The sequence below is a fragment of the Paenibacillus phytohabitans genome (assembly GCF_013141775.1).
Lineage (GTDB): Bacteria > Bacillota > Bacilli > Paenibacillales > Paenibacillaceae > Paenibacillus_AQ > Paenibacillus_AQ phytohabitans.
The window spans coordinates 35,868-60,848 of record NZ_WHOB01000039.1; the positions used below are offsets into that span (position 1 = coordinate 35,868).

At 50.4% G+C, this 24,981-nt stretch carries 26 protein-coding genes and 5 tRNA genes; 27 read left to right on the forward strand and 4 right to left on the reverse strand.

Going from position 1 to position 24,981, the window contains the following annotated elements:
- Window positions 1–62: 62 nt before the first annotated feature.
- The 14 genes from GC101_RS14410 (at window position 63) to GC101_RS14475 (ending at window position 10,999) form a co-directional block, all read left to right on the forward strand.
- Window positions 63–138: transfer RNA gene (locus tag GC101_RS14410), tRNA-Asn, on the forward strand.
- Between the two features lie 6 nt (window positions 139–144).
- Window positions 145–233, forward strand: a tRNA-Ser gene (locus GC101_RS14415).
- Between the two features lie 315 nt (window positions 234–548).
- Window positions 549–1,553, forward strand: coding sequence for a Gfo/Idh/MocA family protein (locus tag GC101_RS14420; RefSeq protein WP_171717808.1), 1,005 nt, complete (start codon window positions 549–551; stop codon window positions 1,551–1,553).
- Window positions 1,554–1,595: 42 nt separating this feature from the next.
- Window positions 1,596–2,513 (forward strand): helix-turn-helix domain-containing protein, encoded by a 918-nt coding sequence (locus GC101_RS14425; protein WP_171717809.1) that lies wholly within the window; start codon window positions 1,596–1,598, stop codon window positions 2,511–2,513.
- Between the two features lie 18 nt (window positions 2,514–2,531).
- Window positions 2,532–3,614, forward strand: a complete 1,083-nt coding sequence (locus GC101_RS14430; protein WP_042134256.1) for a Gfo/Idh/MocA family protein — start codon at window positions 2,532–2,534, stop codon at window positions 3,612–3,614.
- 473 nt (window positions 3,615–4,087) lie between these two features.
- Window positions 4,088–4,993 (forward strand): branched-chain amino acid ABC transporter permease, encoded by a 906-nt coding sequence (locus GC101_RS14435; protein WP_039296535.1) that lies wholly within the window; start codon window positions 4,088–4,090, stop codon window positions 4,991–4,993.
- A gap of 12 nt (window positions 4,994–5,005) precedes the next feature.
- A complete protein-coding gene (locus GC101_RS14440; protein WP_171717810.1) occupies window positions 5,006–5,974 on the forward strand; it encodes an ABC transporter permease subunit in 969 nt (322 codons plus the stop codon).
- Window positions 5,943–6,725 carry an ABC transporter ATP-binding protein gene (locus GC101_RS14445; RefSeq protein ID WP_171717811.1) on the forward strand — a complete coding sequence of 261 codons (783 nt, stop codon included), beginning with the start codon at window positions 5,943–5,945 and terminating at the stop codon, window positions 6,723–6,725. Before GC101_RS14440 ends, GC101_RS14445 begins: the two co-directional genes overlap by 32 nt.
- Window positions 6,726–6,729: 4 nt before the next feature.
- The gene (locus GC101_RS14450) at window positions 6,730–7,431 is read left to right on the forward strand and encodes an ABC transporter ATP-binding protein (RefSeq protein ID WP_042134260.1); all 702 of its coding nucleotides are present in this window, start codon (window positions 6,730–6,732) and stop codon (window positions 7,429–7,431) included.
- Window positions 7,432–7,506: 75 nt separating this feature from the next.
- Window positions 7,507–8,703 carry an ABC transporter substrate-binding protein gene (locus GC101_RS14455; protein ID WP_171717812.1) on the forward strand — a complete coding sequence of 399 codons (1,197 nt, stop codon included), beginning with the start codon at window positions 7,507–7,509 and terminating at the stop codon, window positions 8,701–8,703.
- Between the two features lie 206 nt (window positions 8,704–8,909).
- Window positions 8,910–10,046 (forward strand): alanine dehydrogenase, encoded by a 1,137-nt coding sequence (gene ald, locus GC101_RS14460; RefSeq protein ID WP_171717813.1) that lies wholly within the window; start codon window positions 8,910–8,912, stop codon window positions 10,044–10,046.
- A gap of 171 nt (window positions 10,047–10,217) precedes the next feature.
- Window positions 10,218–10,292: transfer RNA gene (locus GC101_RS14465), tRNA-Glu, on the forward strand.
- 56 nt (window positions 10,293–10,348) lie between these two features.
- Window positions 10,349–10,431: transfer RNA gene (locus GC101_RS14470), tRNA-Leu, on the forward strand.
- 130 nt (window positions 10,432–10,561) lie between these two features.
- Window positions 10,562–10,999, forward strand: a complete 438-nt coding sequence (locus GC101_RS14475) for a DUF3788 domain-containing protein (RefSeq protein ID WP_171717814.1) — start codon at window positions 10,562–10,564, stop codon at window positions 10,997–10,999.
- A gap of 18 nt (window positions 11,000–11,017) precedes the next feature.
- Here GC101_RS14475 and GC101_RS14480 read toward each other — a convergent pair whose 3' ends face one another.
- Window positions 11,018–11,662: a nitrogen regulation protein NR(II) gene (locus tag GC101_RS14480; protein ID WP_171717815.1), complete on the reverse strand. Its 645-nt coding sequence runs from the start codon at window positions 11,660–11,662 to the stop codon at window positions 11,018–11,020.
- A 36-nt stretch (window positions 11,663–11,698) separates the two neighbouring features.
- Window positions 11,699–11,896, reverse strand: a complete 198-nt coding sequence (locus tag GC101_RS36135; protein WP_076242814.1) for a Rha family transcriptional regulator — start codon at window positions 11,894–11,896, stop codon at window positions 11,699–11,701.
- Window positions 11,897–12,045: 149 nt separating this feature from the next.
- Here GC101_RS36135 and GC101_RS14485 point away from each other — a divergent pair, with 149 nt between their 5' ends.
- The 3 genes from GC101_RS14485 to GC101_RS14495 all read left to right on the forward strand — a co-directional run bounded on the left by GC101_RS14485 (window position 12,046) and on the right by GC101_RS14495 (window position 13,651).
- Window positions 12,046–12,414, forward strand: a complete 369-nt coding sequence (locus GC101_RS14485) for a helix-turn-helix domain-containing protein (protein WP_042134309.1) — start codon at window positions 12,046–12,048, stop codon at window positions 12,412–12,414.
- Between the two features lie 119 nt (window positions 12,415–12,533).
- A tRNA-Leu gene (locus GC101_RS14490) sits at window positions 12,534–12,616 on the forward strand.
- A gap of 141 nt (window positions 12,617–12,757) precedes the next feature.
- Window positions 12,758–13,651, forward strand: coding sequence for a polysaccharide deacetylase family protein (locus tag GC101_RS14495; RefSeq protein WP_171717816.1), 894 nt, complete (start codon window positions 12,758–12,760; stop codon window positions 13,649–13,651).
- Window positions 13,652–13,786: 135 nt separating this feature from the next.
- On the opposite strand, the gene GC101_RS14500 is transcribed toward GC101_RS14495, so the two are convergent.
- The gene (locus GC101_RS14500) at window positions 13,787–14,266 is read right to left on the reverse strand and encodes a glutathione peroxidase (protein ID WP_171717817.1); all 480 of its coding nucleotides are present in this window, start codon (window positions 14,264–14,266) and stop codon (window positions 13,787–13,789) included.
- Window positions 14,267–14,453: 187 nt separating this feature from the next.
- On the opposite strand from GC101_RS14500, the gene GC101_RS14505 reads away from it, so the two are divergent.
- The 3 genes from GC101_RS14505 (at window position 14,454) to GC101_RS14515 (ending at window position 15,961) form a co-directional block, all read left to right on the forward strand.
- Window positions 14,454–14,873, forward strand: coding sequence for an organic hydroperoxide resistance protein (locus GC101_RS14505; protein ID WP_042140820.1), 420 nt, complete (start codon window positions 14,454–14,456; stop codon window positions 14,871–14,873).
- A 283-nt stretch (window positions 14,874–15,156) separates the two neighbouring features.
- Window positions 15,157–15,435 carry a hypothetical protein gene (locus tag GC101_RS14510; protein WP_171717818.1) on the forward strand — a complete coding sequence of 93 codons (279 nt, stop codon included), beginning with the start codon at window positions 15,157–15,159 and terminating at the stop codon, window positions 15,433–15,435.
- Between the two features lie 106 nt (window positions 15,436–15,541).
- Window positions 15,542–15,961: a DCC1-like thiol-disulfide oxidoreductase family protein gene (locus GC101_RS14515; protein ID WP_171717819.1), complete on the forward strand. Its 420-nt coding sequence runs from the start codon at window positions 15,542–15,544 to the stop codon at window positions 15,959–15,961.
- Between the two features lie 110 nt (window positions 15,962–16,071).
- Here the strand turns inward: GC101_RS14515 and GC101_RS14520 are convergent, their stop codons facing one another.
- On the reverse strand, window positions 16,072–17,262 hold the full coding sequence (locus GC101_RS14520) for a copper amine oxidase N-terminal domain-containing protein (RefSeq protein ID WP_171717820.1): 1,191 nt from the start codon (window positions 17,260–17,262) through the stop codon (window positions 16,072–16,074).
- Window positions 17,263–17,556: 294 nt separating this feature from the next.
- Between GC101_RS14520 and GC101_RS14525 the strand changes: the two genes are divergently transcribed.
- The 7 genes from GC101_RS14525 to GC101_RS14555 all read left to right on the forward strand — a co-directional run bounded on the left by GC101_RS14525 (window position 17,557) and on the right by GC101_RS14555 (window position 24,978).
- Window positions 17,557–18,714, forward strand: coding sequence for a P-loop NTPase family protein (locus tag GC101_RS14525; RefSeq protein ID WP_171717821.1), 1,158 nt, complete (start codon window positions 17,557–17,559; stop codon window positions 18,712–18,714).
- A complete protein-coding gene (locus GC101_RS14530; RefSeq protein WP_171717822.1) occupies window positions 18,711–19,982 on the forward strand; it encodes a TadA family conjugal transfer-associated ATPase in 1,272 nt (423 codons plus the stop codon). Before GC101_RS14525 ends, GC101_RS14530 begins: the two co-directional genes overlap by 4 nt.
- A gap of 62 nt (window positions 19,983–20,044) precedes the next feature.
- Entirely contained in the window at window positions 20,045–20,836 is a 792-nt protein-coding gene (locus tag GC101_RS14535; protein ID WP_343049707.1) for a type II secretion system F family protein, read from the forward strand.
- Between the two features lie 18 nt (window positions 20,837–20,854).
- Window positions 20,855–21,727, forward strand: a complete 873-nt coding sequence (locus GC101_RS14540) for a type II secretion system F family protein (protein WP_171717823.1) — start codon at window positions 20,855–20,857, stop codon at window positions 21,725–21,727.
- Window positions 21,728–21,740: 13 nt separating this feature from the next.
- Entirely contained in the window at window positions 21,741–21,929 is a 189-nt protein-coding gene (locus GC101_RS14545) for a Flp1 family type IVb pilin (protein WP_076242375.1), read from the forward strand.
- A complete protein-coding gene (locus GC101_RS14550; RefSeq protein WP_171717824.1) occupies window positions 21,926–22,591 on the forward strand; it encodes a pilus assembly protein in 666 nt (221 codons plus the stop codon). The genes GC101_RS14545 and GC101_RS14550 overlap by 4 nt, the downstream gene beginning before the upstream one ends.
- Window positions 22,592–22,902: 311 nt before the next feature.
- Window positions 22,903–24,978, forward strand: a complete 2,076-nt coding sequence (locus GC101_RS14555; protein ID WP_171717825.1) for a hypothetical protein — start codon at window positions 22,903–22,905, stop codon at window positions 24,976–24,978.
- Window positions 24,979–24,981 lie beyond the last annotated feature (3 nt).

Below are 24,981 nucleotides of genomic sequence, written 5' to 3' on the forward strand. Positions count from 1 at the left end.
CTTTCGCTAAGCTTGACTAACCTAAAGAATCATGATAAATTATTCCTTGTTCATGTTAATGTTCCCTGATAGCTCAGTTGGTAGAGCACTCGACTGTTAATCGAGTTGTCACAGGTTCGAGTCCTGTTCGGGGAGCCATTACTTGGAGAGATACCCAAGTGGCTATAAGGGGACCCTCTGCTAAGGGGTTAGACTGCGTAAGCGGTGCGAGGGTTCGAATCCCTCTCTCTCCGTATGATATACTTCCCTGTTAGGGATGAGAACCCTCAGTGGTTCGTTGGAGCATAAGCTTCGTTAGGGATTCTTCGCAATCTCTCGCGCAGTGAGAGTATCCCTCTCTCTCCGTATAATTAATACAGAAGGAGCTCATTTTGAGCTCCTTTTTTGCATGCATCCAGTCGGGTCGTTCTGGATCATTGAACGATGCAGCTTCCCTTTTGATGTCGTAATTACATATAGTTATTGTCGCATTTATCTACTAAAAAACCTGCATGTTATATGATACCTTATAGGTAATGTCAGAATAATATATATGGAGGTGCAAGAGAATGAGCATTAGGATTGGCAAAATCAGCTTTTGGCATGTGCATGCCTGGGATTATACGAAGCAGGCTCAGGAGCATAGTGATACTGTAATCGCTGCGGTGTGGGACGAGGATGCGGAGCGCGGCAAGAAGGCTGCAGACAGCTTGAATGTTCCGTTTTTTGATTCCTTGGATGACCTGCTTGCCCGGAAGGATATAGATGCCGTTATTGTCGACGCGCCAACCTGTTTGCACCGGGAGGTCATCATTGCGGCTGCCCAAGCCGGCAAGCACATCTTCACCGAAAAGGTTGTGGCTGCAACGTTGAGTGAGGTCAATGAAATCCTGTCAGAAGTCTCGGAGCATGGGGTGAAGCTAACGGTTTCCCTCCCGCGTCTAAATGATGGTTATACTTTATCGGTTCAAGAAATTCTAAACCAGGGACTGCTTGGAGAAATAACGTATGTCAGAGTCCGCTTATCTCATAATGGTGCAACTGCAAGCTGGCTTCCCGAGCATTTCTTTAGCTTGGAGCAATGCCAGGGCGGTGCCTTAATTGACCTTGGCTGTCATCCCATGTACCTGACCAGGCTCTTTCTGGGTCAAGAGGTGACCGGTGTAAGCGCGAGCTTTGGATATGTAACGGGTAAGGAAGTGGAAGACAACGCGGTGGCAACGCTTTATACCGGTTCAGGGGCTATTGGTGTGGTGGAAGCCGGGTTCGTGAATAGCTACTCACCGTTTACGATCGAGGTGCATGGAACGGAAGGAACCCTTTTATACGGAACGCCTGAAGAGAAGTTGCTCGTTAGAAGTGCTAAAGCGCCAGACAAAGGGGATTCCTGGATAGATATGCCTCTGCAAGGCCACCGGGAAAGTGCATTTCAACAATGGGTCAACCACATTCAGAGCAACACGCTTGCTGCCGAGAATATTCAAATCGCAACTGAGCTTACAAGGTTAATGGAGGCGGCGAATCTCTCCGCGAAGGCAGGCCGTGTTATCCGGTTAGCCGAATTGAACGCCTGATCACTCATCCATGAAGAGCTTAGCTTAAGCAGGAGGATTACAATGAGCCATTTTCCCTTCGGGATTATGTTTGAGAAGCAGGATATGCTTGAAAGACTGGATATTTCAATCCTGTGGGGACATTATGAAATTTCTGTTCTCCGGTTTCATTTGACCTCTTTTCCGCCGGGAAAGGTCATTGATTTCCACAACCATGCTGAGTTTGAATTTCATTTCATTCCGCGGGGCAAGGGAACGGTCATTCTTGGCGATCAGCGGTATCCTTTATCGGAAGGAATGCTCTACTTAACCGGACCGGGAGTGATGCATCGTCAGGAAGCGGACCCGGAAGAGGCGATGGATGAGTTGTGTCTGCATGTCAATATTGCGGAAAAGCTCAGAGAAGATGCGGATTCATGGGAGGTTGCGGAAGCCGAGGAATGCGTTGAGAAGCTGAGGAAGCTTCCCCCTGTACCTGCGCAGGATTATCACAGGGCTATGAGATGCTTTCTCGAAGCTTATGAGGCCTGCGACGGCAAGCTTACGGGATATTATACTTCTATTAAACATCTCGTGATCAGTATTTTATTGAAGGTAACCAGAGCTTATGATGCAGGCGGGATGGGAACTTCGGCACCGGTCCGGGATATGTTGACCTACCGCTATCAATATGCCATTCAATACATGGAAGCGAATTCTTCAGCAACTGTGACCCTGGAGAATGTGGCTGAGAAGCTGAATATCAGCTCCAGGCAGCTGCAGCGAATATTTAAGCAGATCGATCCGGATAAAACCTTCAGCCGGATTCTTGAAGAGATAAGGTTGCAGGCCGTATGCAGCAAGCTTGAAGCTGGCAACCTGCCGATAGAACACATTGCTGAGTCCGAAGGGTTTACCAATGCGACCTATCTGCATTCGGTTTTCCGCAAGCGGCTCGGGATGACCCCGGCGGCCTACCGCAAGTCCAAAAAAATAAATTAAAAGTGAGGATGAGAGGATATGAGCAAAGTGTATCGTGTTGGAGTTATCGGATGTGGAGGCATTGCGAACGGGAAGCATCTTCCGAGCTTGAGCAGACAGGATAAGGTCCAAGTAGTTGCCTTTTGCGACATTATTAAGGAACGGGCGGAGTCGGCTGCAGAACAATATGGAAACGCGGATGCTGTTGTCTATACGGATTATCTGGAATTATTGAAGGATGCATCTATTGATATCGTTCATGTGCTTACTCCAAATGATGCGCACGCAGATATCTCTATTGCGGCATTAGAAGCGGGAAAGCATGTGATGTGTGAGAAGCCAATGGCCAAAACAGCGGCAGATGCCAAGCGTATGGCCGAGGCGGCGAAACGTACAGGCAAGAAGCTGACGATCGGTTATGACAACCGGTTCAGACAAGACAGCTTATATTTGAAAAAGGTTTGCGAAGCAGGGGAGCTTGGCCATATCTATTATGCGAAAGCGCATGCCATCAGACGGAGAGCGGTTCCGACCTGGGGTGTTTTCCTGGATGAGGAGAAGCAGGGCGGAGGCCCGCTTATTGATATTGGAACCCACGCGCTTGATCTGACGCTCTGGATGATGGACAACTACAAACCGAAGGTCGTACTGGGTACCAAATACCATGAGCTTTCCCGGAAAGAAGAGGCTGCAAATGCCTGGGGGCCATGGGATCCGAAGAAATTCACCGTGGAAGACTCTGCCTTCGGGATGATTGTGATGGAGAATGGCGCAACGATTACGCTGGAAGCGAGCTGGGCGCTTAATTCGCTTGACGTGGATGAAGCCAAGTGCAGCTTAAGCGGAACGGAAGCGGGTGCGGATATGAAGAATGGTCTCAGAATTAACGGGGAGAAGCACAGTAAGCTGTACACGAATGAAATTGAGCTCGATGCCGGAGGAGTAGCTTTCTATGAAGGAAAAACAGAGAAGGCTACAGATGTGGAATTGAGAAAGTGGATTGAAGCCATTGAAGAGGATAAAGATCCGGTCGTGACTCCTGAACAGGCTTATGTAGTCTCCCGGATTCTGGAGGCTATCTATGAATCTGCACAGACGGGTAAGGCAGTTTATTTGGACTAAACGTTAGACGGTCTGCAGACTATATCAGGCCAATAAGCTGGACCTCGCGGTGTAAGAGGTGCCAGCTTATTTGCTTTCTAGACAAATAACGACAAAAAGTCTGCTGGTTCAACCCGTTACCCCTTTAATAAATTGAAGGAGTGATGCTGTAAAGAGACAAATGTTATATTAATTGCGTGAAAATAAAGTATTGTATAAGAAAAGGAAACAAATCCTAAAACTATCCTGCTTTAAAATCCTCTGTTTTACTCCCGTTTTCTACGAATTTTTCGAAAACTAACAAAAACCTACCGAATACTACACATACCATGTTATGTAACATAACATTAAATCTTGAATTTTATATTAATTCACATAAAAATTAGTGACGACACCCAACCCTTGTGTTAATATAAATGACATCATAAAGAAATAAAAGAGAGGCAAGGCAGAGAAAGGGGAATTTTGATTATTATGGGGAAAAGGGGATGGCGATGGAGTACTTCATTCAGCAACTAATTAACGGGATTTCCGTAGGCAGTATCTATGCTCTGATCGCCCTTGGTTACACTATGGTTTATGGTATCATCAAACTGATCAATTTTGCGCACGGCGATGTATTTATGGTAGGTTCGTTCATCGGACTCTACAGTGCCAAATATCTGGCGAATGCCGGATTGCCGCCCATCGTTGTCCTGCTCTTGTCGCTGATCATTTCGATGACCATCAGCGCATTGCTCGGTATCACAATAGAGCGTCTGGCTTACAAGCCGCTTCGCAAGTCAACCCGGATTGCCGCGTTGATCACTGCGATTGGTGTATCCTTCCTGCTGGAATATACCGGAGTATTGATTCTTGGGCCTCAGGCTCAAGGCTTCCCGGACATTATGGAGAAGAAGCAATATCATCTGTTCGGTTCTTCCATCCAAGTGGAATCCAATCAGATAATGATTCTGCTAACAACGATTATTCTAATGCTTGTCCTGCAGTATATCGTCCGTTATACCAAAACCGGTAAAGCGATGCGGGCAGTATCATTCGATGTGGAAGCGGCGCGATTGATGGGGATCAACGTAGACCGCACCATTTCAGCTACATTCGCAATCGGCTCAGCGCTCGCTGCGGCTGCCGGAGTCATTTTTGGAATGACGTATAACTCAGTCGATCCTTTGATGGGCGTTATGCCTGGACTCAAAGCATTCGTAGCTGCAGTGCTCGGGGGAATCGGAAGTATTCCTGGTGCCCTTGTAGGCGGGTTGCTGCTGGGAACGGTAGAGACAGAGATTTCTTCACTCGGATTCTCCTCATGGCGTGACGGCGTGGCATTCGCGGTACTGATTCTGATCCTTATCTTTAAACCATCCGGACTGTTTGGCAAGAATGTCCGGGAGAAAGTGTAGGAGGGAACTACCGTGAAAAATATAAATAAAAAGTTCTGGATGGGCATTATCGTTGCCCTTGCGTTCTATGGAGTCGTTAAAGTTCTTCTAACAACGGGAGTGCTAAGTGATGTGAACCAATCTATGCTGCTTCTAATTGGTGTTAACATCATGCTTGCCGTATCGCTCAACCTGATTACCGGGATTACCGGGCAGTTCTCCATTGGTCATGCCGGATTTATGTCCGTAGGCGCATACACTTCGGCGATCCTTACCCTTGACTACAACGTGCCATTCGTTCCAGCCATTATTGCAGGCGGACTCCTGGCAGCGGTATTCGGCGTATTGATCGGAATGCCTACCCTCCGGCTTAATGGTGACTATCTTGCCATCGCCACACTGGGGTTCGGTGAAATCATCCGGATTATCATGCTGAATACAGAATTCGTCGGCGGGGCTTCAGGGCTCAGTGGTATTCCTGCCAAAACAACATGGACGATGTTATTCTTCTTCACCCTGATTTCTGTGGTTCTGATTAATAACTTCATTAGATCTACACACGGCCGGGCATGTATTGCTATCCGTGAGAATGAAATTGCAGCAGAGGCTATGGGCATTAATACGACACGCTACAAAATTATCGCTTTCACCATCGGCGCCTTGTTTGCCGGGATTGCTGGCGGGCTGTCAGCTCATACGTTCTACGTAATCACTCCGGGCAGTTTCAACTTCCTGAAGTCGTTTGAAATTATCGTTATGGTTGTTCTCGGGGGACTTGGCAGCACGGCTGGTTCCATCGTCGGAGCGGTGTTTGTTACCCTGCTCTACACCTACTTACGTGAATTCCCGGAATGGCGCATGATTATTTACTCCATTGTGCTCATCCTGATGATGATCTTCCGCCCAAGCGGCCTGCTGGGCACAACCAAATTCTCATTCGGCAAGTTCGGCAAAAAGGAGGCTAAGGCAAATGACGCAATCGAAGGCAGCAGTGCTCCTTGACGTTAAGGAGGCCAGCCGATCCTTTGGCGGACTTAAGGCAGTCAGTGATGTTTCCCTTCATATTGATAAAGGTGAACTGATCGGTCTGATCGGACCCAACGGCGCCGGCAAAACAACATTATTCAATCTGCTGACCGGGGTGTACCCACCCTCATCGGGCAGCATTCTTCTAAATAACGAATCCATTGGCGGGATGAAGCCTTACAAAATCAACCATAAGGGTGCCGCCCGTACGTTCCAGAACATCCGCTTATTTACGGCTATGACTGTGCTGGAGAATGTCAAAATTGCTTTTCATCAGCATGCGAAACACTCATTGTTCTCTTCTATGCTCCGTTTGCCGAAGCATTTCAAAGGAGAGGACGAAATCACTCAGAAGGCGATGGATATCCTCAAAATATTCAATCTTGCCGATCAGAGTCAAGAGGTAGCCAGCAATCTGAGCTATGGTAACCAGCGCCGCCTTGAGATTGCCCGCGCGCTTGCGGCCGGACCCAAGCTGCTGCTGCTCGATGAGCCTGCGGCCGGGATGAACCCGAACGAGACACGTGATCTTATGAATCTCATTGCCTGGATCCGTGAAGAATTCGACCTTACCATTCTGCTGATCGAGCATGATATGTCGTTGGTTATGGGTGTCTGCAACCGGATTTACGTCCTGGACCGCGGTATCCTTATCGCTGACGGAACTCCGGTGGAAATCCGGAATAATCCGAAGGTTATCGAAGCGTATTTGGGACAGGAGGCGTAGAACTATGCTTACAGTACAAGGAATCAATGTTTATTACGGAGCTATTCATGCCTTGAAGGATCTCAGCATCAACGTGAAGCAGGGAGAGATCGTTACACTGATCGGTGCCAATGGCGCCGGCAAGTCAACGCTGCTCAAGACGCTTTCGGGGCTGCTCAAACCCAAGACAGGAAGTATTGAATTCCTGGATAAATCGATTGTCAATCAAAGTGTTCAAGCGATTGTTAAGGAAGGGCTGATTCATTGTCCTGAAGGACGCCGTGTCTTCGCGAATATGTCCGTTGAGGAGAACCTGGAGCTGGGTGCTTATCTGCAGGATTCCAGCAGCCTGGCAGCTGACTTCCAGAGAGTCTACAATACCTTCCCGCGTCTGCTGGAACGTAAGAAGCAACAGGCCGGAACACTGTCCGGCGGGGAACAGCAGATGCTTGCCATGGGGCGGGCGATTATGGGTCACCCCAAGCTGCTGCTGCTGGATGAACCGTCCATGGGGCTGGCGCCGCTGCTGGTCCAGGATATTTTCAAAATCATCAAAGAAGTCAATGACGCTGGAACCACTGTGCTGCTGGTTGAGCAGAATGCACATCAGGCGCTCAAAATCGCCGACCGTGCCTATGTTCTGGAGACAGGCAGGGTAGTACTTGAAGGAGACGCCAAGGAATTGGCCGATTCCGATGAAATCAAAATGGCTTATCTTGGTCACTAAACAGATACGCCTAACTACAGCAGCATCACAGAAACAACATATAAAAATTAATTAATCGGGAGGCTGGGAGAAACAATGAAGAAAATTGGGGCCATTATTTTGTCGACAGTACTGACTGCGGTATTAGCATCGGGCTGTGGCAACAACACAGAGAACAGCGGTAACTCTGCAAGCGGCGGAAATGCTGCCGCAGGCACAATCAAAATCGGGGCTGACCTTGAGCTCACAGGCGGTCAAGCTTCTTTCGGCGACTCCGCATCGAAGGGCGCGAAGCTGGCTGTTGATGAGATCAACGCAGCAGGCGGGATTCTTGGTAAGCAGTTGGAACTGGTAATTGCCGACAACGCTTCGAAGTCTGAAGAAGCAACGCAAGCAGCACAGAAGCTGATTACCAATGATAAGGTTGTTACAATCATTGGTGCTTCCACTTCTACCAATACGCTGGGTATCGTTCCGGTTGCTACCGAGAAGAAGATTCCACTCGTTGCAGTAGGTGCCACCAACCCTAAAGTTACTGTAGATGAGCGCAGTGGCAATGTGAATGAATATGTGTTCCGCGCAGCCTTTATCGATCCATTCCAAGGTGAAGTGATGGCGAACTTTGCAATCGACTCCCTGAAAGCCAAAAAAGCAGTAATCTATACAGATACTTCGAGTGACTACTCCAAAGGTCTGCAGAAGTTCTTCGAAGAGACCTTCAAAGCTAAAGGCGGCGAAGTGCTGAGCCAGGAGTCCTACCAGCAGAAAGACTCTGACTTCAAAGCCGTTCTGACACGTATCAAAGCAGCTAACCCGGATGTAATTTACCTGCCGGGCTACTATGAAGAAGTTGGTAAAATCGTGAAACAGGCCCGTGAAATGGGTATCACCGTTCCATTCCTGGGCGGCGACGGATGGGATTCTCCGCAGCTGGCTGAAATCGCTGGTGCAGAAGCCTTGGAGAACACTTACATGTCCAATCACTACTCGCCTGAAGATACAGCTACTGAAGTAACCAGCTTCGTTGAAGCCTACAAAGCAGCTAATGGCGGTGCTGTTCCGGATGGTATGGCTGCCCTTGGTTACGATGCACTGAAGCTGGTGGCTGATGCCATCACCCGTGCCGGTGAAGCAGATCCGGCCAAAATTACAGAAGCTTTGGCAGCAACCAAAGATCTGCAGCTCGCAACAGGCAAAATTACCCTGAACGAAACACACGACCCGGTTAAAGCGGCTGTCGTTCTGAAATTCGTTGGCGGTAAACAGACCTTCGAAACAAAGGTTAATCCTTAAGAAGGAAATCCGCATATACTAGGGTGAATGGAATTGGGGTTCTAAACCGCAGGAGGCCGTGCGGCCGCCTGCATCACCTTAGCTGAGAAGAGAAAGGCTCATTTCTGAGCCTTTCTTTTCTCATATCACAGGAAGGCCATGCTAACCAAACTAAGCCTATGCTTCTGAAGCGAGTTTTGCTCACAAAACTTTTAGGGGGAATCAGCATGATTGTTGGCGTACCCGCAGAAATCAAGAATAATGAGAACCGCGTCGCCATAACCCCGGCCGGGGTAGAAGCACTCCGGAAGGCGGGGCATGAAGTGTTCGTCCAGGCCTCTGCCGGCACAGGCAGCGGCTTCGATGACCAGGAATACCTGGATAAAGGTGCTGAAGTTCTGGACACCGCTGCGGAAGTCTGGGGCAAGGCGGAGATGATCATTAAAGTGAAGGAGCCTCTGCCGGAGGAATATGCTTATTTCCGCAAAGGCCTGATTCTCTTCACATACCTGCATCTGGCGCCGGAGGCGGTTCTGACCAAGGCGCTTGTGGAGGGCGGGGTGACGGCGGTTGGATATGAGACCATCCAGCTTGAAGATGGCTCCCTGCCGCTGCTGATCCCGATGAGCGAGGTTGCCGGACGGATGGCTGTGCAGATCGGTGCCGGGCTACTGGAGAAGCCGCAGGGCGGCAAAGGCGTCCTGCTGGGCGGTGTGCCGGGAGTACAGCCTGGAGAGGTAGTGATTGTCGGCGGCGGTATTGTCGGCACCAATGCGGCGAAGATTGCCCTGGGGATGGGGGCACGCGTGACAGTCCTGGATCTGAATGCGAACCGGCTGCGGGCTTTGGATGATATTTTTGGCGGAAGGCTCGTTACAGTGATGTCGGATTCTTATCATCTTGAGCAGGCTGTCCGCAAAGCCGATCTGCTGATCGGGGCTGTGCTGATTCCCGGTGCCCGTGCGCCGAAGCTGGTCAAAGAGTATATGGTGCAGCAAATGGCAGAGGGTTCTGTGATCGTGGACGTGGCGATTGATCAAGGCGGCTCGATTGAGACCATCGACCGGATTACAACCCATGAGAACCCGACCTATGTGAAGCATGGCGTGGTGCACTATGCGGTGGCCAATATGCCGGGGGCGGTCGCCCGGACCTCTACACTGGCGCTGACCAATGTGACAATCCCTTATGCGCTGCAGATTGCCAATCATGGCATTCATGTGGCTGCGGTCAACAATGCGGCGCTTGCCCGCGGCTTGAATGTGGTGGCTGGACACGTAACGAATCCCGCAGTAGCGCAGAGTCTGGGCTATGACTGCGCGGATGGAATCCGCGTCCTAGCTGCCGCTGGCGGACGTATTTAAGAAGGGGAGAATATAGTTTCGGCCTCGCGGGAAGGCGGGGCTGGGATGGGGAGAAGCGTAGGCTGCACGCCGTATTTCTCCCTGATATTTTCTTTTGAAAAAAGGCTTGTCAAATTTAGCGAGGTTTGATATACTCATTTTTGTTGTGACAAACACACAAACTTATCATCTGGCTCGTTGGTCAAGGGGTTAAGACACCTCCCTTTCACGGAGGTAACATGGGTTCGAATCCCATACGAGTCACCATAATCTTCTTCGATTGAAGGGATGAGAATTCCCTGGGTTCGATGAAGCCTCAATATGCGGTAGTGGTGGAATGGCAGACACGCTATCTTGAGGGGGTAGTGGGTGTATACCCGTGGAGGTTCGAGTCCTCTCTACCGCATACATAAGTAATGAAGAACGGAAATCCTTAGCGATAAGGGTTTCCGTTTTTTTGCAATATAATGCTACAATATTCACAATGACAGCCTGTTAATGCTTGCTTTGGATCATAAATTCAGGGGAGTGTGGGTATGAACAGTGACCGGTTTATCGATAAAAGTCATATGCCAACGGAAGACGAGGTGTATTCATCGCTTGGCACTGAAGCAAAGGATGCCTGGGCCGGATTAATGAGCTTTGCGGCGCAGAATTACGACCATACAGCAGAATGGAACTACGGCGGTAAGAATTACGGCTGGAACGTTAGGTACCGTAAAAGCGGAAAAACTCTATTTTGCATGTTCCCCGAAAAAAAAGGCTTTACCGTCCTGCTTGTCCTTGGAAAAAAGGAGATTGAAGTATATCGGGACAGATGTGCAGAGTTCGGCGGCTCTTTCCGTTCCATGTTTGATACTGCAGCCCAGTTTCATGACGGAAAATGGTTATGGATAAGGGTCGAAAATGCCATACAGCTTGAAGATATTCAAAGAATGATCCTGATTAAGAGGAAAGCGAAGATCCGCCAATGAACCGGAAGGCTGGCTGCTTCACCACTTTAGGGCCGCGGCATATTTCGGATACAGCTCGCGGATGCAGTCCGGGCAGATATCATGGGTGAACTGTAAAGAGAGCTGCAGCTTCAGGAAACGTTCGATGGTGATCCATTCCTCCTGGCTGCTGCGGACTGATTTGCAGGCTGCACAGATGGGCACGAGCTGGGGGCTTGGGTGTAGATGGACGACGCTGGGGCATTGAATTATAAGGGCAGGACCTGCAGATTCCTCTGCATTAGGGGAAGGTCCAATATCATGCAGTGTAAGGACGGCAGTCTGATGCGCGGGTGCTTGTTGTTCAGTAAGGAGCGGGAAAATATCCAGGTGAAATATTCTGCTGCCGTTATTCCCGGTCAAGAGTGTTAGCTCAGCGCTGGCAACAAGGCGGATTCCCTTGAAAATATCACGCAGCAGCTGCTCCAGCTTTACCATCCCGTCCGGATCAGCCAGCTTTTGCCGAAACAGCTCCAGCACATTTAATCCGAGCCAGTCCCCAGCACTTGAGAAGCCGTACAGCCGGTTAAAGTCTTCCCAGTGATCGCTGGCGAAACGGATGTCTCCAGTGCTGCCGATTACCAGCGAGTTATGCTTCATGGCATTCAGGGATTGAATGATGGAAGAAGAGATACTGTCCGGCAATGGTAATCGCTCCTTGGGTGGTGCAGGAATGACAAGCTAGGATGGCGGGAGGTTCAGCAGTTCGGCGACTTGGCGGCGGTAGCGGTCGGCTTTACGTGTGCCGTGAATCAGGTTGGATAGCCGATAGGGTGGGATGCCGTGTAACTCACAGAATTTCTTCTGGTCCAAATGCAGTTCTGTCAGACGTTGTTTGATAGCCCAGCCATATGGAGTAATAGGTCGTTTGCTGTTCAGATCACTCACCTCTTATCGACTATCCAGCCGCTATGTTATAATTAGGAAAAGACATAATAATAGTTAATTATATACTTTTTTACGTCATTTTACAATAAAAAATAACGTTTTTACGTATAAAAACATTTTGGCGGAAGGCGGGTTACCGAATGCACTCCATTTACGAACGAATTGAATCTCTCATCAAACGGCAAGGACTTACGAAGAAAGCTTTCTGTGAGCAGCTGAATATCAGCACCGGCAACATGGGAGACTGGAAGCGGGGCAAGTCGACGCCCGGCACGCATAAGCTGATTGAGATCGCCGCATTTTTTAATGTCAGCCTCGATTGGCTGATTCTGGGCAAGCGGAGTGTGGACACGGTGAAAGAAAGCGGAGAGGATTATTTTTTTGGCCAAATACGGCAATTGAATTGCCAAACGGATGAACTGCTGCAGAAAGAGAAGGAGTTTATCAAGGAATACATTGAATTTACAGAGTACCGTAAGCGCAAGGCGGATGACGGGAATTCTAATTAAATAAGCGATACTCTGACATGAGTGAAAATTCTTAAAAGGGCATCTTTACTTTTTACGGCAATGGATTTATAATATTGAATGTTGGCCTCAAACAAAGCTTTAACATTTGTACACACCGCGCGGTAGTGGTGGAATGGCAGACACGCTATCTTGAGGGGGTAGTGGGTGTATACCCGTGGAGGTTCGAGTCCTCTCTACCGCATAACATGTAACAGCAGAAACCTGAAATTCCTTATCCATAAGGGACTTCAGGTTTTTTGCTGTTTATTTGGGTTTGCAGCTGCATGGAGTGAAGTCAAATAGGAAGGGGATGAGGATTGTGCATAAGGAATGGAGTGAAGACTTGAATAAGCGACGGTGTCCGAATGGACGCTATTTGATTATTACTGCGGATGATTTCGGCCTGTGCCATTCTATGAATGAGGCGATTATGGAGCTGTGGGAGGCGCGTACCATTACTTCGGCTATGATCATGGTGCCGGGTCCCTGGGCTAAGCAGGCAGCTGACTATGCCGCACATAACCGCAAAGCGAATATCGGTGTGCATCTTACGCTTACTTCCAGTTTCCCGCAGTATAAGTGGGGGCCGGTGACGAGAGATGGAAGGGTTCAATCGTTAATGACTCAAGAGGGGCACTTTTGGGGGACATCAGCTGAAGTGGAGCATCAGGCTGCTGAAGAAGCAGTCAGGACTGAAGTACGCAATCAGATCGAAGCCGCCATACGGATGGGGATTGATCCGACACATCTGGACAGTCATGAGGGCAGTCTATTGGGACTGGCGGGCGGACGCGATTTTCTGGAGCTGGCCTTCGATTTGTGTGAGGAATACCGGCTGCCGTTCAAGCTGCCCCGGAACATTGTGAACCAGTCTTTTTTATCTCCGCAGATGCGGGAGTTGTTCCGGAAGAGAATTGATTCGGCAGACCGCCGGGGAATTCCGCTGATTGATGATTTAATCATTCTGCCTTATGAGCAGGAGCAGGGGGAGGGTTATCCTGATGTGAGGCGGCAATTATCGCAGGCCATCCAAGAAATGAAAGCTGGAATAACGGAGCTGGTCGTGCACCCTTCAAGGGATACTGCCGAAATGCGCACCCTTACCCCCTCTTCCGCCAAAAGAGAAATGGAATATAACTACTGTATGGACAAGGAATTCAGACAGCTGCTGGTGGACGAAGAAATCCGATTGATATCCTGGAAGGACGTACGTGAACAGATGCGCTTGGCTAGATAAGGCAAGGCTTGCGCCGGGGCTAATTCCAGGCAGTTACCGGTGAGCTTATGATGAAAAAAACACCCTTCACACCCGGCATTCATTCGGGCAGTAAGGGTGTTTGTATTTTGCGGCAGACAGATGAATTAGGTCGCTCTACTCCAGCAGCTTGGCGATGTCTGCTTCAATCTGGTCCGGTGTGGTTTGCGGTGAGAACCGCTTGAGCACGCGGCCTTCCTGATCCACCAGGAATTTAGTGAAGTTCCATTTAACGCTCTTGGAGCCGAGTACGCCGGGTGCTTCTTTGGAGAGATATTTGAATAAAGGATGGGCTTCATTGCCGTTGACATTGATTTTCTCGTACATAGGGAAGGTTACACCATAATTAATCTCGCAGAACTCGGCGATGTCTTCACTCTCGCCCGGCTCCTGTTTGGCGAATTGGTTGCTGGGGAACCCCAGAACTTCAAATCCGCGGTCTTTGAATTTATCGTACACTTCCTGGAGACCCTTATATTGAGGAGTGAAACCGCATTTGCTGGCTGTGTTTACGACGAGCAGTACTTTGCCTTTGTATTTGGAGAGTGATTCTTCCTGGCCCTTAAGGGTGTTGGCTTCATAATCATAGACACTCATGGATAATTCCTCCCGTACATTGATTTATCACAATTTAATTGTACACTATTCACCGTCAGAAGCAACCCTCCAGGTTGTGACAACATTGCATAATCGTTTCAAAATGCAGGGGATGTTTAAGTTAAAGGTATGTGTCGGTACAAAATTCGCTTGAAAAAGGAGAAGATCAAAGATGACTGCAGTGCAACTGAAGGCGTTATATACAGCTACAGCAACCGTTCGCGGGGGCCGCGAGGGTTCAGTGGAATCATCGGATGGAGCCCTTAAGCATGACCTCAAAATTCCGAAGGAGCTTGGCGGTCCCGGCGGTGCCGGTACGAATCCTGAGCAGCTGTTCGCGGCAGGATATGGTGCCTGCTATGAGAGTGCGCTAGCCAACATTGCCCGTAAGGAGGGCGTGAAGCTGCAGGATGTGGAGATCACTTCCAACGTGCTGATTGGCAAGGACGAGAGCGACGGAGGCTTCAAGCTTGCGGTTAAACTGGATGTGAAGCTGCCGGGTATTGAACGCTCTGTAGCGGAAGATCTGGCGAAGAAAGCTCATGATTTCTGCCCGTACTCGAAGGCGACCCGCGGAAATATTGAGGTTGAACTGAACGTACTGTAAGGAATGGTGAAGTTATATCATTGAAAATGATATGTTCCAATATAAGGCCGGACAGCCGTTGTCCGGTCTTATACTATGTGGAGCCGCAGAAACAACGGGTAGGAATGAACAAAGCTGGGAATAATGGCTAAATAGAGTCGGAGAAGGTTAGAAGTGCAATAAATAGCGGGTGCGAGCTTGCTGTTTGGTTGACATCACCCCGGAAATTCTTTAATATGTCTAAGTATCTGTTAATGTCGCGTGTGCTATTAACTACCAAAAATTTAAATAATGGGTGATGAAGATGTCTTACAGACCGAATATTACGAATGTGACCAAAGCCAGCAGCAATGATAAGGAAGGATTGTACGAGTTCATTATCAAGCTTGCTGACGGAACGGAGTGCCGCGCGTTCTACAATCGGTTTCCGGAATGGAAAATGACGAACATCAGCCGCCTGCTCAAGACGCCATGTCCGGTATGCCGCAAAGATTTCATCTGCAGATGCATGGATTCCTTCACAGCTGATTTCGAAGGGCAAATGCTCGGGGACGAGTGGATTAACAAGGCAATTGCTGAATAATTACACGTACGGACGTTGTAGGCGCGGGAGCTATCCCGCGTTTTTTGTTTTTTTTCAGAAGTGGATATGAAGGGTACACTATGCTTAAGAGGAAGGGGGCGGCGAAGTGGCTGAAGAGTACAAGGAAAGGCAGGGTAAATCCATTGTGCTGATTGATGGAGTCTGCCATCTGTGCCAGGGGCTGGTCCGGTTCATTGTTCCCCGTGATCCCCGGGCGAACTTCATGTTCGCCTCCTTGCAGAGTGAGGCGGCCAAGGAATTGCTGAGGGCTGGCAGCCTGCCCGGCAATCAGTTAAACACAGTGGTGCTTGTGGAGAACGGCAGCTATTATACAGAGTCGGCTGCAGTGCTGCGGATTGCCCGCAGACTGCGGTTTCCGTGGCCGCTCGCATATGTGTTCATCCTGGTGCCGAAACCGCTGCGTAACGCCTTGTACAGGCTTGTGGCAAGGAACCGCTACCGCTGGTTCGGCCGGGATGAGCAGTGTCTGCTCCCGTCACCGGATCTGAAGCGGAGATTCCTGTAGCGGGAAACCGGGTTTAATAAAAAGCAGTGCCGTCCTCTGAAGGGCGGCGCTGCTTTTTGGGTTGCAGGGTATTTTGACGCAAATGAATTCAATGTTTCCTGAGCGGTTCCTTACGGCTTCAAAGGTTCTGTCTTAAGCATATAGCTCTGGAAAAGCTTCCATTTGCCATCAGCAGACTTCTTCAGGGTTATCACAGTGGTGGAGCGGCTATCCGGTAATGCAGGACCGCTTAGTTTTTTAGTCGTCTGCACCAGATATACGGAGGCTTCATCGGCTGTATAATCAATGATCTTGGAAGACTCAATAGCAGAATCCAGATCATAGACCTGGAACATCTGGGCATACACCTGTTTGGTCTGAGTATATGCGGGAGAAGTCTCGTCAATGGTCGAGAGCAGGCCGTCGAGATTCTCTTTGTTCGTATATTCAAAATTAGCCTGAACCACAGCATTGATCAGATCTTCCTCAGCTTTGGGGACCGAAACTGCCGCTTCGAGCGTTCCCTCCGGAAGGGAATACTCTATAGCTTTGATCTGCAGATTGCTGATCTGCCACTGTGTGCTGCCGGTACTCCGGGTCAGGGAATAGATGTACTCAGCTTTGCTGTTCAGCATAAAAGCACCGCCGAGCTTCTTGCTGGTTTCGATCGTCTGCACAGTTGCTTCACTCTTCTGCACATCAATAATGTTCAGCTGCTCGATGGTGGTCTTGGTATCATACTCCGCCATTTGTTCCTCAAGCTGCGGACCAATCGCAGTTAGCGGAGACTGCGGATCGATAAGCGACACGAAACCTTTGGCATTCTCATTATTCAAATAGTCGGCGTACTTATCGAACAGGGCTGAGATTTCTTTGGTGGACACAGCAGTGTCTACTGCGCTGGTAATCGCTACGGTGTTGGCTTTGGCGTCCCAGCTCACCTGATTGCCGGTAGCTTCACTGACGAAGCGCAGCGGGACATACGTCACATTATTAATCATCCGGGGAGCGGATACCAGCGACTTGACCGTTCCATTCACGCTGGCTTTTTTGCTGCCGATCTGCAGCTTGATGCTCAGGCCTTCCTTACTGGCGGTGACGGTGCTGGTCTTGGCATCCCAGGCTAGCTCCAGGCCCAGCTTCTCGAAGATCGGGCGCATAGGCACGAGGATAGAATCGTTGTCTTTGACCGGCGAGCTGGAGCTCAGGTTCAGCTTCTGCTGATCAATAAGGACAGTAATAGGTTGTTCTGCTGCGGCAGCGGATAAGCTGACTGCACCGGATAAGGCAAGAACGGCAAGGAATCCGGGAATTAGTTTCATAATTGTAAAACTCCTCTCTATAATCTGGACTAACTTATGTATGTTCGTATGTATTATAAAGGTACGCGGAGAATGATCACATATCCCTTGCAGGACATGTAAGATAGGGGGATTCTGGGAGGTTCACTCGGATATTGGTAAAAAAGATATTGCTGAGCTCTTATATATATGCTACTATAGCTGTAAATTATAGGAACAGTAACGGAAGCACCGTTCAATGACCGTATCCCACGGTTATTGGCGGTGCTTTTTTTGCTGCCATTTTTGCCAATATTCTGAGAGGAGAGTGATTTCATGACGGCAAGAATTGTACTTGCAGTCCGGGAGAGCGAGTACATTGAACCGCTGCTGCATTATTTGCACCATAGTGAATATGGGGAAATGCTGCGGATCACAGCGTTCAGCAGGCTGGACACTTTTATGGAATTTATGAAGGGAGACGAAATTCCGGATGCAGTTGCCGGAGACCCATCCTTCATTGAAGCCTGGCTGGTGGAAGGAAGGAGCACGGTTCCGTGGGCAGTGTTGAGTGATGCGGGAGACCTGCCGAATGCCGGTAATGTGGCAGGAGGAATGAGGATTGCCAAATACCAGGCGCTTCCCTCGCTGCTGGAGTCCGTTCTCCAGCTGTGTGATCTGAAGCGGGTCAGGACTGCTGCTGCCCCCAAGGAGCAAACACTGCTGCTGGGAGTTGTCTCGGCAAGCGGCGGCAGCGGCAAAACAACGCTTGCCCTGAATATGGCGAAGCAGCTTGGTGCACTGGGCCTCTCGGTGTTCTACCTCAACCTGGAGAGTGTGGACAGCAGCGGATTATATCTGCGGATGCCGGGCGGTAACGCTCCGGGCTTTGAACGCCTGCTCTACGAACTCAAGGCTGGGGGAGAGAACAAGGGAGGGAGGGGGAAGCCCTTATGGAAGGATTATGCGTTCAGGCATGATAGCCTGCGTTGTGATGCATTCAGACCTGTGGAGAATTTCAGGGAAATGCTCCAGATGTCACGTCAGGATACGCTGGAGATATTAGAAGGGCTGGCTGCGTCCGGAAGCTATGATGTGATCATTGCGGATACCGGAAGCATTGAGGAGGAGCGGGCTCAGGCTGTATTGCACAGATGCGGACTTCTGCTGTGGGTACTGAAGAACGAGCAGGTAAGCCGGCACAAGACGGAACGCTGGCTTACCTACTTCGACAGCCCGCATTCCGGCATGCCTTCGGAGCTGAGAGGCAGGAGCAGATTCGTGATGAACTGCTGCACGGAAGCGGTGAATGACAACCTGGCGGATGCCGGAACCGGGCTGGCGGGTACACTTCCGTATATTCCTTCCTGGGGGATGCAGCATTACGGAGAGCTCTGCCTGAGCTCACCCCAATTCATAGCCGGGGTACAGCAGCTCTGCAGAAGCATAATTGAACCGGCTTTGCCAGGTGTATTTACCGGGAGTTCTGCATGAATGAAGAAATGTTCAGAGCACTGCGCAGCGACATCCGGGCAGGGCTGGACGTTACTTCGGCCATAGGAAACCATGAGCTTGCCGCTTTTATTGAACGGATTATTCTTGGACGGGACAATCTGCAATTTTTGACGGCCAAAGAGAAGCACGAGCTGGTGAAGAAGCTGTTTGACTCCTTCCGGGGGCTGGATATCCTGCAGCCGCTGATAGATAATCCGGCCATTACCGAGATTATGATCAATAGCCATGAGGAGATCTTTGTGGAGGAGGATGGCATGCTCCGCAGACTGCCGCTGGCTTTTGAATCCAGAAGCCGGCTGGAGGATATTATCCAGACTGTAGTCTCAGGCGTTAACCGGGTGGTGAATGAGTCTTCACCGATTGTAGATGCCCGGCTGCAGGACGGTTCGCGTGTCAATATCGTGCTGCCGCCTGCTGCGCTAAGGGGCCCGGCAATGACCATCCGCAAGTTCCCTGAGACGCCTATGACCATGGCCGAGCTGGTGAAGCGTGAAGCGCTCAGTCATGAAGCCGCAGAGCTGCTGCAGATTCTGGTAGCGGCGAAGTACAACATCTTCATCAGCGGGGGGACAGGCTCGGGTAAGACTACCTTTCTGAATGCCCTGTCGCAGTTCATACCGCCGCAGGAGCGTGTGATTACGGTAGAGGATTCTGCGGAGCTCCAGATTGTCACAGTTCCGAATCTGGTCTCGCTGGAGACGAGGAATGCCAACACGGAAGGAAGGGGCGAGATTACCATCCGCGATCTGATCCGCACTTCACTGCGGATGCGGCCGAACCGTATTGTTGTCGGTGAGGTGCGTGGAGCAGAGTGCCTGGATATGCTGCAGGCGATGAATACCGGCCATGACGGGTCGTTATCAACAGGCCACTCCAACAGTGCGCGTGATATGGTCAGCCGGCTGGAAACTATGGTTCTCAGTGCCGCGGAGCTGCCGGTAGCTGTAGTCCGTCAGCAGATCGGGTCAGCGATTGATATATTCGTACATCTCTCGCGGCTGCGGGACCGTTCGCGCAGAGTCATGGAGATTTGTGAAGTTGCGGGTCTGCGCAGCGGAGAGGTCGAGCTGAATCCGTTATATGAATTTCGGGAAACCGGGGAACGGGATGGCCGGGTACTGGGCGGCCTTGCCGCCTGTGGCAATCCGCTGCTGCATACAAACAAACTGCGAATGGCCGGAATCAGTGATTATTCATTGCTGCGCTTCAGCGCAGCCAGCCGGAAGCCAGAGGAGGTTATGTCCTGAATGCCTTGAAGAACAGAAGTCAGAGTGTACCCAAAGCGGATAGAAGGATATTCGCGAAAGGAATAAAGCCGGTTCAGCCGCCTGGCGGGTCTGCTGCGGGCGAACAAGCAATACTTCCGGATTATACCCGGTACGAATTGAACGCTATGCAACGAATTCTGGTCATTGTGACGGGTGGTGTACTGTTATTTGGCCTTGGTTACCTGTTCTATCATCATCTGCTTCTCTCTGTGCTGCTAGTGCCGGGCAGTGCAGCAGGCCCCCGCCTGCTGCGCAAATACCTGCTCCAGCGCCGGCGCTCAGCGCTTAATCTGCAGTTCAAGCAGATGCTCTTCTCGCTCTCTTCATCGCTATCTGCCGGACGGTCGGTAGAGAATGCATTTCGCGAGGCGGTGCTTGATCTACGGATGCTTGACCCGGAGGGCAGCGGTGACATGATCGCTGAGCTGAATATTATCTGTACCCGCATGGAGTACGGGGAGCCGGTGGAAGAGGCTCTGTATGATTTCAGCAAAAGGGCAGGCATGGAGGATGTGGAACGTTTTGCAGATGTATTCATGGTCTGCAAGCGGACGGGCGGGGATCTCGTGGAGATCGTGCGCCGCACTTCTACAATTATTGGAGAAAAGCTGGATATCCAGCAGGATATTGCGGTCAGTATTGCCCAGAAGAAATTTGAGGCCAAGGCCTTACTCGTCTCTCCGCTGATGATGGTGATGTTCATGAGCCTGACAGCGGGAGACTATATGCAGCCAATGTATACAGGTGCTGGAATAGCGGTCTCCACACTGGCGCTGATTGCCTTATTTCTCTGCTATCTCTGGACCTCCAAGATCATGGATATTCCATTGTGAAGAGGAGGGAGGGTTGACATGTCACTGTTATGTGCTGCAGTCATGCTTATCTTCACCGCCGGCTGGCTGAGTCTGCGCTTCAAATGCGGCGGCCGCTACGCAGCGCTGCGTGGACTGCCCATGGCAGGGCTCCGGCTGCGGTGGCTGGGCGAGCCAATCCTGCTGCTTGTGGAGAAGGGGAAGGTCGTTAGCCTAATCCCGGCAGTAATGTTCAAAATTCAGCGCTCACTGCAGCGGATCTACGGCATGCGCCATAGCGCAGAAAGAACATTGATATTCATGGGAGAGATGTTCAGCTACAGCTGGCTGTTGATCACAGGAGGCAGCGCACTAACTTTGTTTACGGGTGAGCAGGCGGGAATCTCAATTGGCGGCCTCCTGGCAGTTCTACTTCCGGTTGCGATGGTCAGTGACCTGCACAAGAAGGTGCGCCTGCGGGAGCAGCTAATTCTGCTTGAGCTGCCGGAGCTGCTGAATAGCCTAGTCTTACTTGTTGGTGCCGGCGAGACGGTGCAGCGGGCAATCCTCCGCTGTGTCAACAGCCGCCAGGGAGACAGTGCCCATCCGCTGTATGCTGAACTGCTGAAGATGACAGCGGAATGGGAAGGCGGCTATTCGTTCCAGCAGGCGTTTGAGAACTTCAGCAAGCGTTGTGCGGTGCAGGAAGTCTCCATCTTCACAACTACAGTACTGCTAAATTACCGCAGAGGCGGAGCTGACTTTGTTCTGTCGTTGCGTGATCTGTCGCGGATGCTCTGGGAGAAGCGGAAGGCTATCAGCCGGACCCACGGGGAACAGGCTTCCTCAAAGCTGGTCTTCCCGATGGTGGTTATCTTCTTAATTGTGATTGTGCTGGTGGGGACACCGGCGCTGATGATGTTAAAAATGTAGGAGGTAGAAGCATATGATGACGCTGATTGCAGAAGGTGTGAGGAATTTTTGGAGAGATGAAGATGGACTGGGCACGCTCGAGATGATACTGATTATTGCGGTGTTGATTGCGGTAGTGATGGTGTTCCGTGAAGAGATTGTAAAGGTAGTTAAGGATTTGATTAGTACTGCCGGAGATAAGAGTCAGGAAGTATTTGAGTGATTCCTCTACAGGAGGAGGAGGGAAGCTTCACAATCGAGGCTTCGCTTCTGCTGCCGATCATTATGTGCATCACAATGCTGCTGCTGTTTTTCTCCCTCTACAGCTATCAGAAGTCGATGCTGCTGCAGGTGGGCTCAGCTGCAACCGAACGTGCGGCCTACAATTGGGAGAATAGCAACAGGGCGGTGGATGGGGAATTCGCAGCTGGCAATTATGATCCGCTGTACTGGAGAATCAGCGAAGATGGATTATTGTGGTCCTTGTTCGGAACGGGTGCACAGAATGGTAGTACGGCAATTGTACTGCCTGGAGAGGCGGAGGATGGGGGCGAATTGCCTATAGTGAAGCTACGGCAAGCTTCGAAGATTGTCCCGTTGAATCTGACGGGAGAGCTTAGCTACACTTATGGACTCACAGGCCGCAAGATCAGTGCTGAATTAAAGAAGGTGCTGAGTTTACCGGTCTTGGATGAATTATTGGCGGATGAGGCGGTTCCCGAGGTGTCTGCCAGCTCCTATGTTACTGAGCCTGTTGAGTTTATTCGAACCGTAGACCTCATGCGTTACTACGGGTCCAAGTTCAAGAATCATTCATCCGGCAGCAAGGAGGACACGGGCATGGAGAAGAAGAACGCTGCCCTCATGCTGGACAAGCTGCACTAAGCTGCCAATATCTCGGCGGGACCGGTTCAGGGGATGGGACCGGAGGGAGGTGATAACGGATGCTGCATTCCAAGGAATGCAAGTTGTTCAGCAAGCTTCCTAGCCCGGGCCGCTGCCGGAGTTACGCAAGTCGGAGCGGAACTAGGAACAGAAGTAGCAACAGAAGTAGCGACAGTAAATTCAGATATCTGCATACAACTGAAGGATCTGTCTCTATTTTTCTGATTATGATATTGGCTTTCGTGTTTCTTTTCACCACTGTGCTCATAGATTACGCGCGGATTGCGGCTGTGAATGTGCAGGAGGAACGTTTGGCGAGAGCCGCGGTCCGCTCCGTGATGTCCTCTTATGATATTACTTTACGGGACAGGTACGCTCTATTCGCCTTCGGCGGTAACGATGGCAATCAGCTGCTGTCCAAGGTGCTGAACGATAATCTGTATGAGAGCGGGCGGGCAGATGCCTTTAATCTGCTGCCGGTAAAGCTGGATTCCTCTTCGCTGAACTGGAGCCGGCCGCTTGGCAGCTACGATATCTTCCGGCGGCAGATTATTGAAGAAATGAAGTATAAAGCACCTGTTGATTTCGCACTGGAGCTGGCAGGAAAGCTGAAGCCCCTGTCTGCGGCAATGACGGAGGCTTCACAGACAACACAGATACTGGGAGACCTGCAGCCTCTATATACTCAGCGTGAGGAAGCATTGGAACTTATGCTGCAGAAGAGAAGAGAGGCTGCTGAAAGTACAGTGAAACTGCAGAAGCTTCTGATGAATCCTCCTGCTAATCATATATATCCTGCTGGGCTGGGCTCCATTGCCTCTGCAGCGGATATCCCGGCGATGTATAACGATTATTTCGCCAAGTATTACGAGGATTTGTTCCGGGATACCAAAAAACCGCCGAAGTACTCAGGTGTTCTATCGCTGTATAGAAATCAAGTATCTGATTTGATCAGCCGGATACCTGGTGTTGTGGCTGAGGTTCAGGCAGACCATAACTCCCGGTTACAGGAGGCCAGATCAGCACTTACGAAGGCTGAGGATTTAAACCGGCAGATGAAAAGCATGCTCGATCAGTCAATGGCTGCCGCAGATACTGCCGGAAATGATCCTGCGCGGAACTGGGACATCCCGGGGAGCGCGGATGAAATGAATTCAGAACCTCTCAGGAAGCTGAGGGAACAAGCGGCAAGCCTTATTCTCCCATCATCCGAGTTCAGTACTATGGACAATAATTTAGGGGAACAGGAACAGGCTGCAATGAACCTGGAGCCGGCAGTATCCGGATTACCAGCCGTATTGAGTGCATTATCAGGATCATCTGGAGAGTATTCAGGCATGGTTACAGGTGTTCTGAATGCTTCAGGGACAATTCATAGTTATATACAGAATTATGGCGAGCATGGATCCATTATTACAGCTGAGGCCGCGCAGATTGACGGCCGCCGGACTTCGGACAGTGGGCGCAGGCAAACGGAACAACAGGCCAAAACCAAGCTCGGGGAGGCCATGAAACTGCTTAATGAGATCCGCGGTCTGGGTGAAAGCGCAGAAGAAGCCGCGGAACGGTACCGTAGTCTGCGTCAATACTACGAGGAGAATGTCTCTTTCAATGAGGGTATAGAGCAGGAAGCGGCAGTTACCGTGAATAGCGGTGATCAGTATACTGCCGGAAAATCATCAATGAAAAATATGGACGGTTTATACTCAGCGATGAGCAGTGTTCTGGAAGGCGCCAGGGACAGATTGTATCAAACAGAGTATTCAGCAATGTATTTCCGTCATTTTGATCTATCGGCGCTGACTCCGCTGGCTTCCGGGTCTGCAGAAGGATTCGGAGAAAAGCTCGGGGAACAACTTGATCCTCAGGCTCAGGAGCTGGAGTATATTCTGTACGGCTTCTATAATCCTGCCGGGAATGTAGCGGCGGCATATGGGGAGATCTTTGCCTTGCGCCTGGCCGTAAGGACTATGGAGGGAATGATAGAGAAAGCCAGTCTGGGTAATCCGCTGGCGGTCCTGGCTGCTGCACTTTTGTATGGAGTTGAACAGGCTGTTCAGGACATGCTTCTGCTCTGCAGGAACGGGGAGATTCCCTTATCCAAATATATGACCGCGAAGCTTACCTATCGTGATCATTTGCGGTTGTTTCTTCTGCTTCATGGAGGAGGGGAGGAACAATTGGCCCGGATGCTTGCACTTATCCGCCTGAATACCGGCACTGATCCGGCGGGGAAGTTCACGTATGCCTCAGCAGAGCTCACAATGGGCATGCCGCTGTGGTTTCTCCCTGGAGTAGTGAAGCTGGTGGATTATAGTGCAGGACTCTCGGGGGACGTCCGGGGTAAGAATTATTTCAGGAAAGTAGGGGCCGACTTTTCTTATTGAAGG

Bases quoted from the DNA above. Each gene is read 5' to 3' on its own strand.
- GC101_RS14475 (WP_171717814.1), top strand. From the start codon at position 10,562: ATGAACAGTGACCGGTTTATCGATAAAAGTCATATGCCAACGGAAGAC.
- GC101_RS14525 (WP_171717821.1), top strand. From the start codon at position 17,557: ATGACGGCAAGAATTGTACTTGCAGTCCGGGAGAGCGAGTACATTGAA.
- GC101_RS14430 (WP_042134256.1), top strand. From the start codon at position 2,532: ATGAGCAAAGTGTATCGTGTTGGAGTTATCGGATGTGGAGGCATTGCG.
- GC101_RS14520 (WP_171717820.1), bottom strand. From the start codon at position 17,262: ATGAAACTAATTCCCGGATTCCTTGCCGTTCTTGCCTTATCCGGTGCA.
- GC101_RS14450 (WP_042134260.1), top strand. From the start codon at position 6,730: ATGCTTACAGTACAAGGAATCAATGTTTATTACGGAGCTATTCATGCC.
- GC101_RS14510 (WP_171717818.1), top strand. From the start codon at position 15,157: ATGTCTTACAGACCGAATATTACGAATGTGACCAAAGCCAGCAGCAAT.
- GC101_RS14500 (WP_171717817.1), bottom strand. From the start codon at position 14,266: ATGAGTGTCTATGATTATGAAGCCAACACCCTTAAGGGCCAGGAAGAA.
- GC101_RS14435 (WP_039296535.1), top strand. From the start codon at position 4,088: ATGGAGTACTTCATTCAGCAACTAATTAACGGGATTTCCGTAGGCAGT.
- GC101_RS14545 (WP_076242375.1), top strand. From the start codon at position 21,741: ATGATGACGCTGATTGCAGAAGGTGTGAGGAATTTTTGGAGAGATGAA.
- GC101_RS14530 (WP_171717822.1), top strand. From the start codon at position 18,711: ATGAATGAAGAAATGTTCAGAGCACTGCGCAGCGACATCCGGGCAGGG.
- GC101_RS14540 (WP_171717823.1), top strand. From the start codon at position 20,855: ATGTCACTGTTATGTGCTGCAGTCATGCTTATCTTCACCGCCGGCTGG.
- GC101_RS14425 (WP_171717809.1), top strand. From the start codon at position 1,596: ATGAGCCATTTTCCCTTCGGGATTATGTTTGAGAAGCAGGATATGCTT.
- GC101_RS14455 (WP_171717812.1), top strand. From the start codon at position 7,507: ATGAAGAAAATTGGGGCCATTATTTTGTCGACAGTACTGACTGCGGTA.
- ald (WP_171717813.1), top strand. From the start codon at position 8,910: ATGATTGTTGGCGTACCCGCAGAAATCAAGAATAATGAGAACCGCGTC.
- GC101_RS14485 (WP_042134309.1), top strand. From the start codon at position 12,046: ATGCACTCCATTTACGAACGAATTGAATCTCTCATCAAACGGCAAGGA.
- GC101_RS14420 (WP_171717808.1), top strand. From the start codon at position 549: ATGAGCATTAGGATTGGCAAAATCAGCTTTTGGCATGTGCATGCCTGG.
- GC101_RS14445 (WP_171717811.1), top strand. From the start codon at position 5,943: ATGACGCAATCGAAGGCAGCAGTGCTCCTTGACGTTAAGGAGGCCAGC.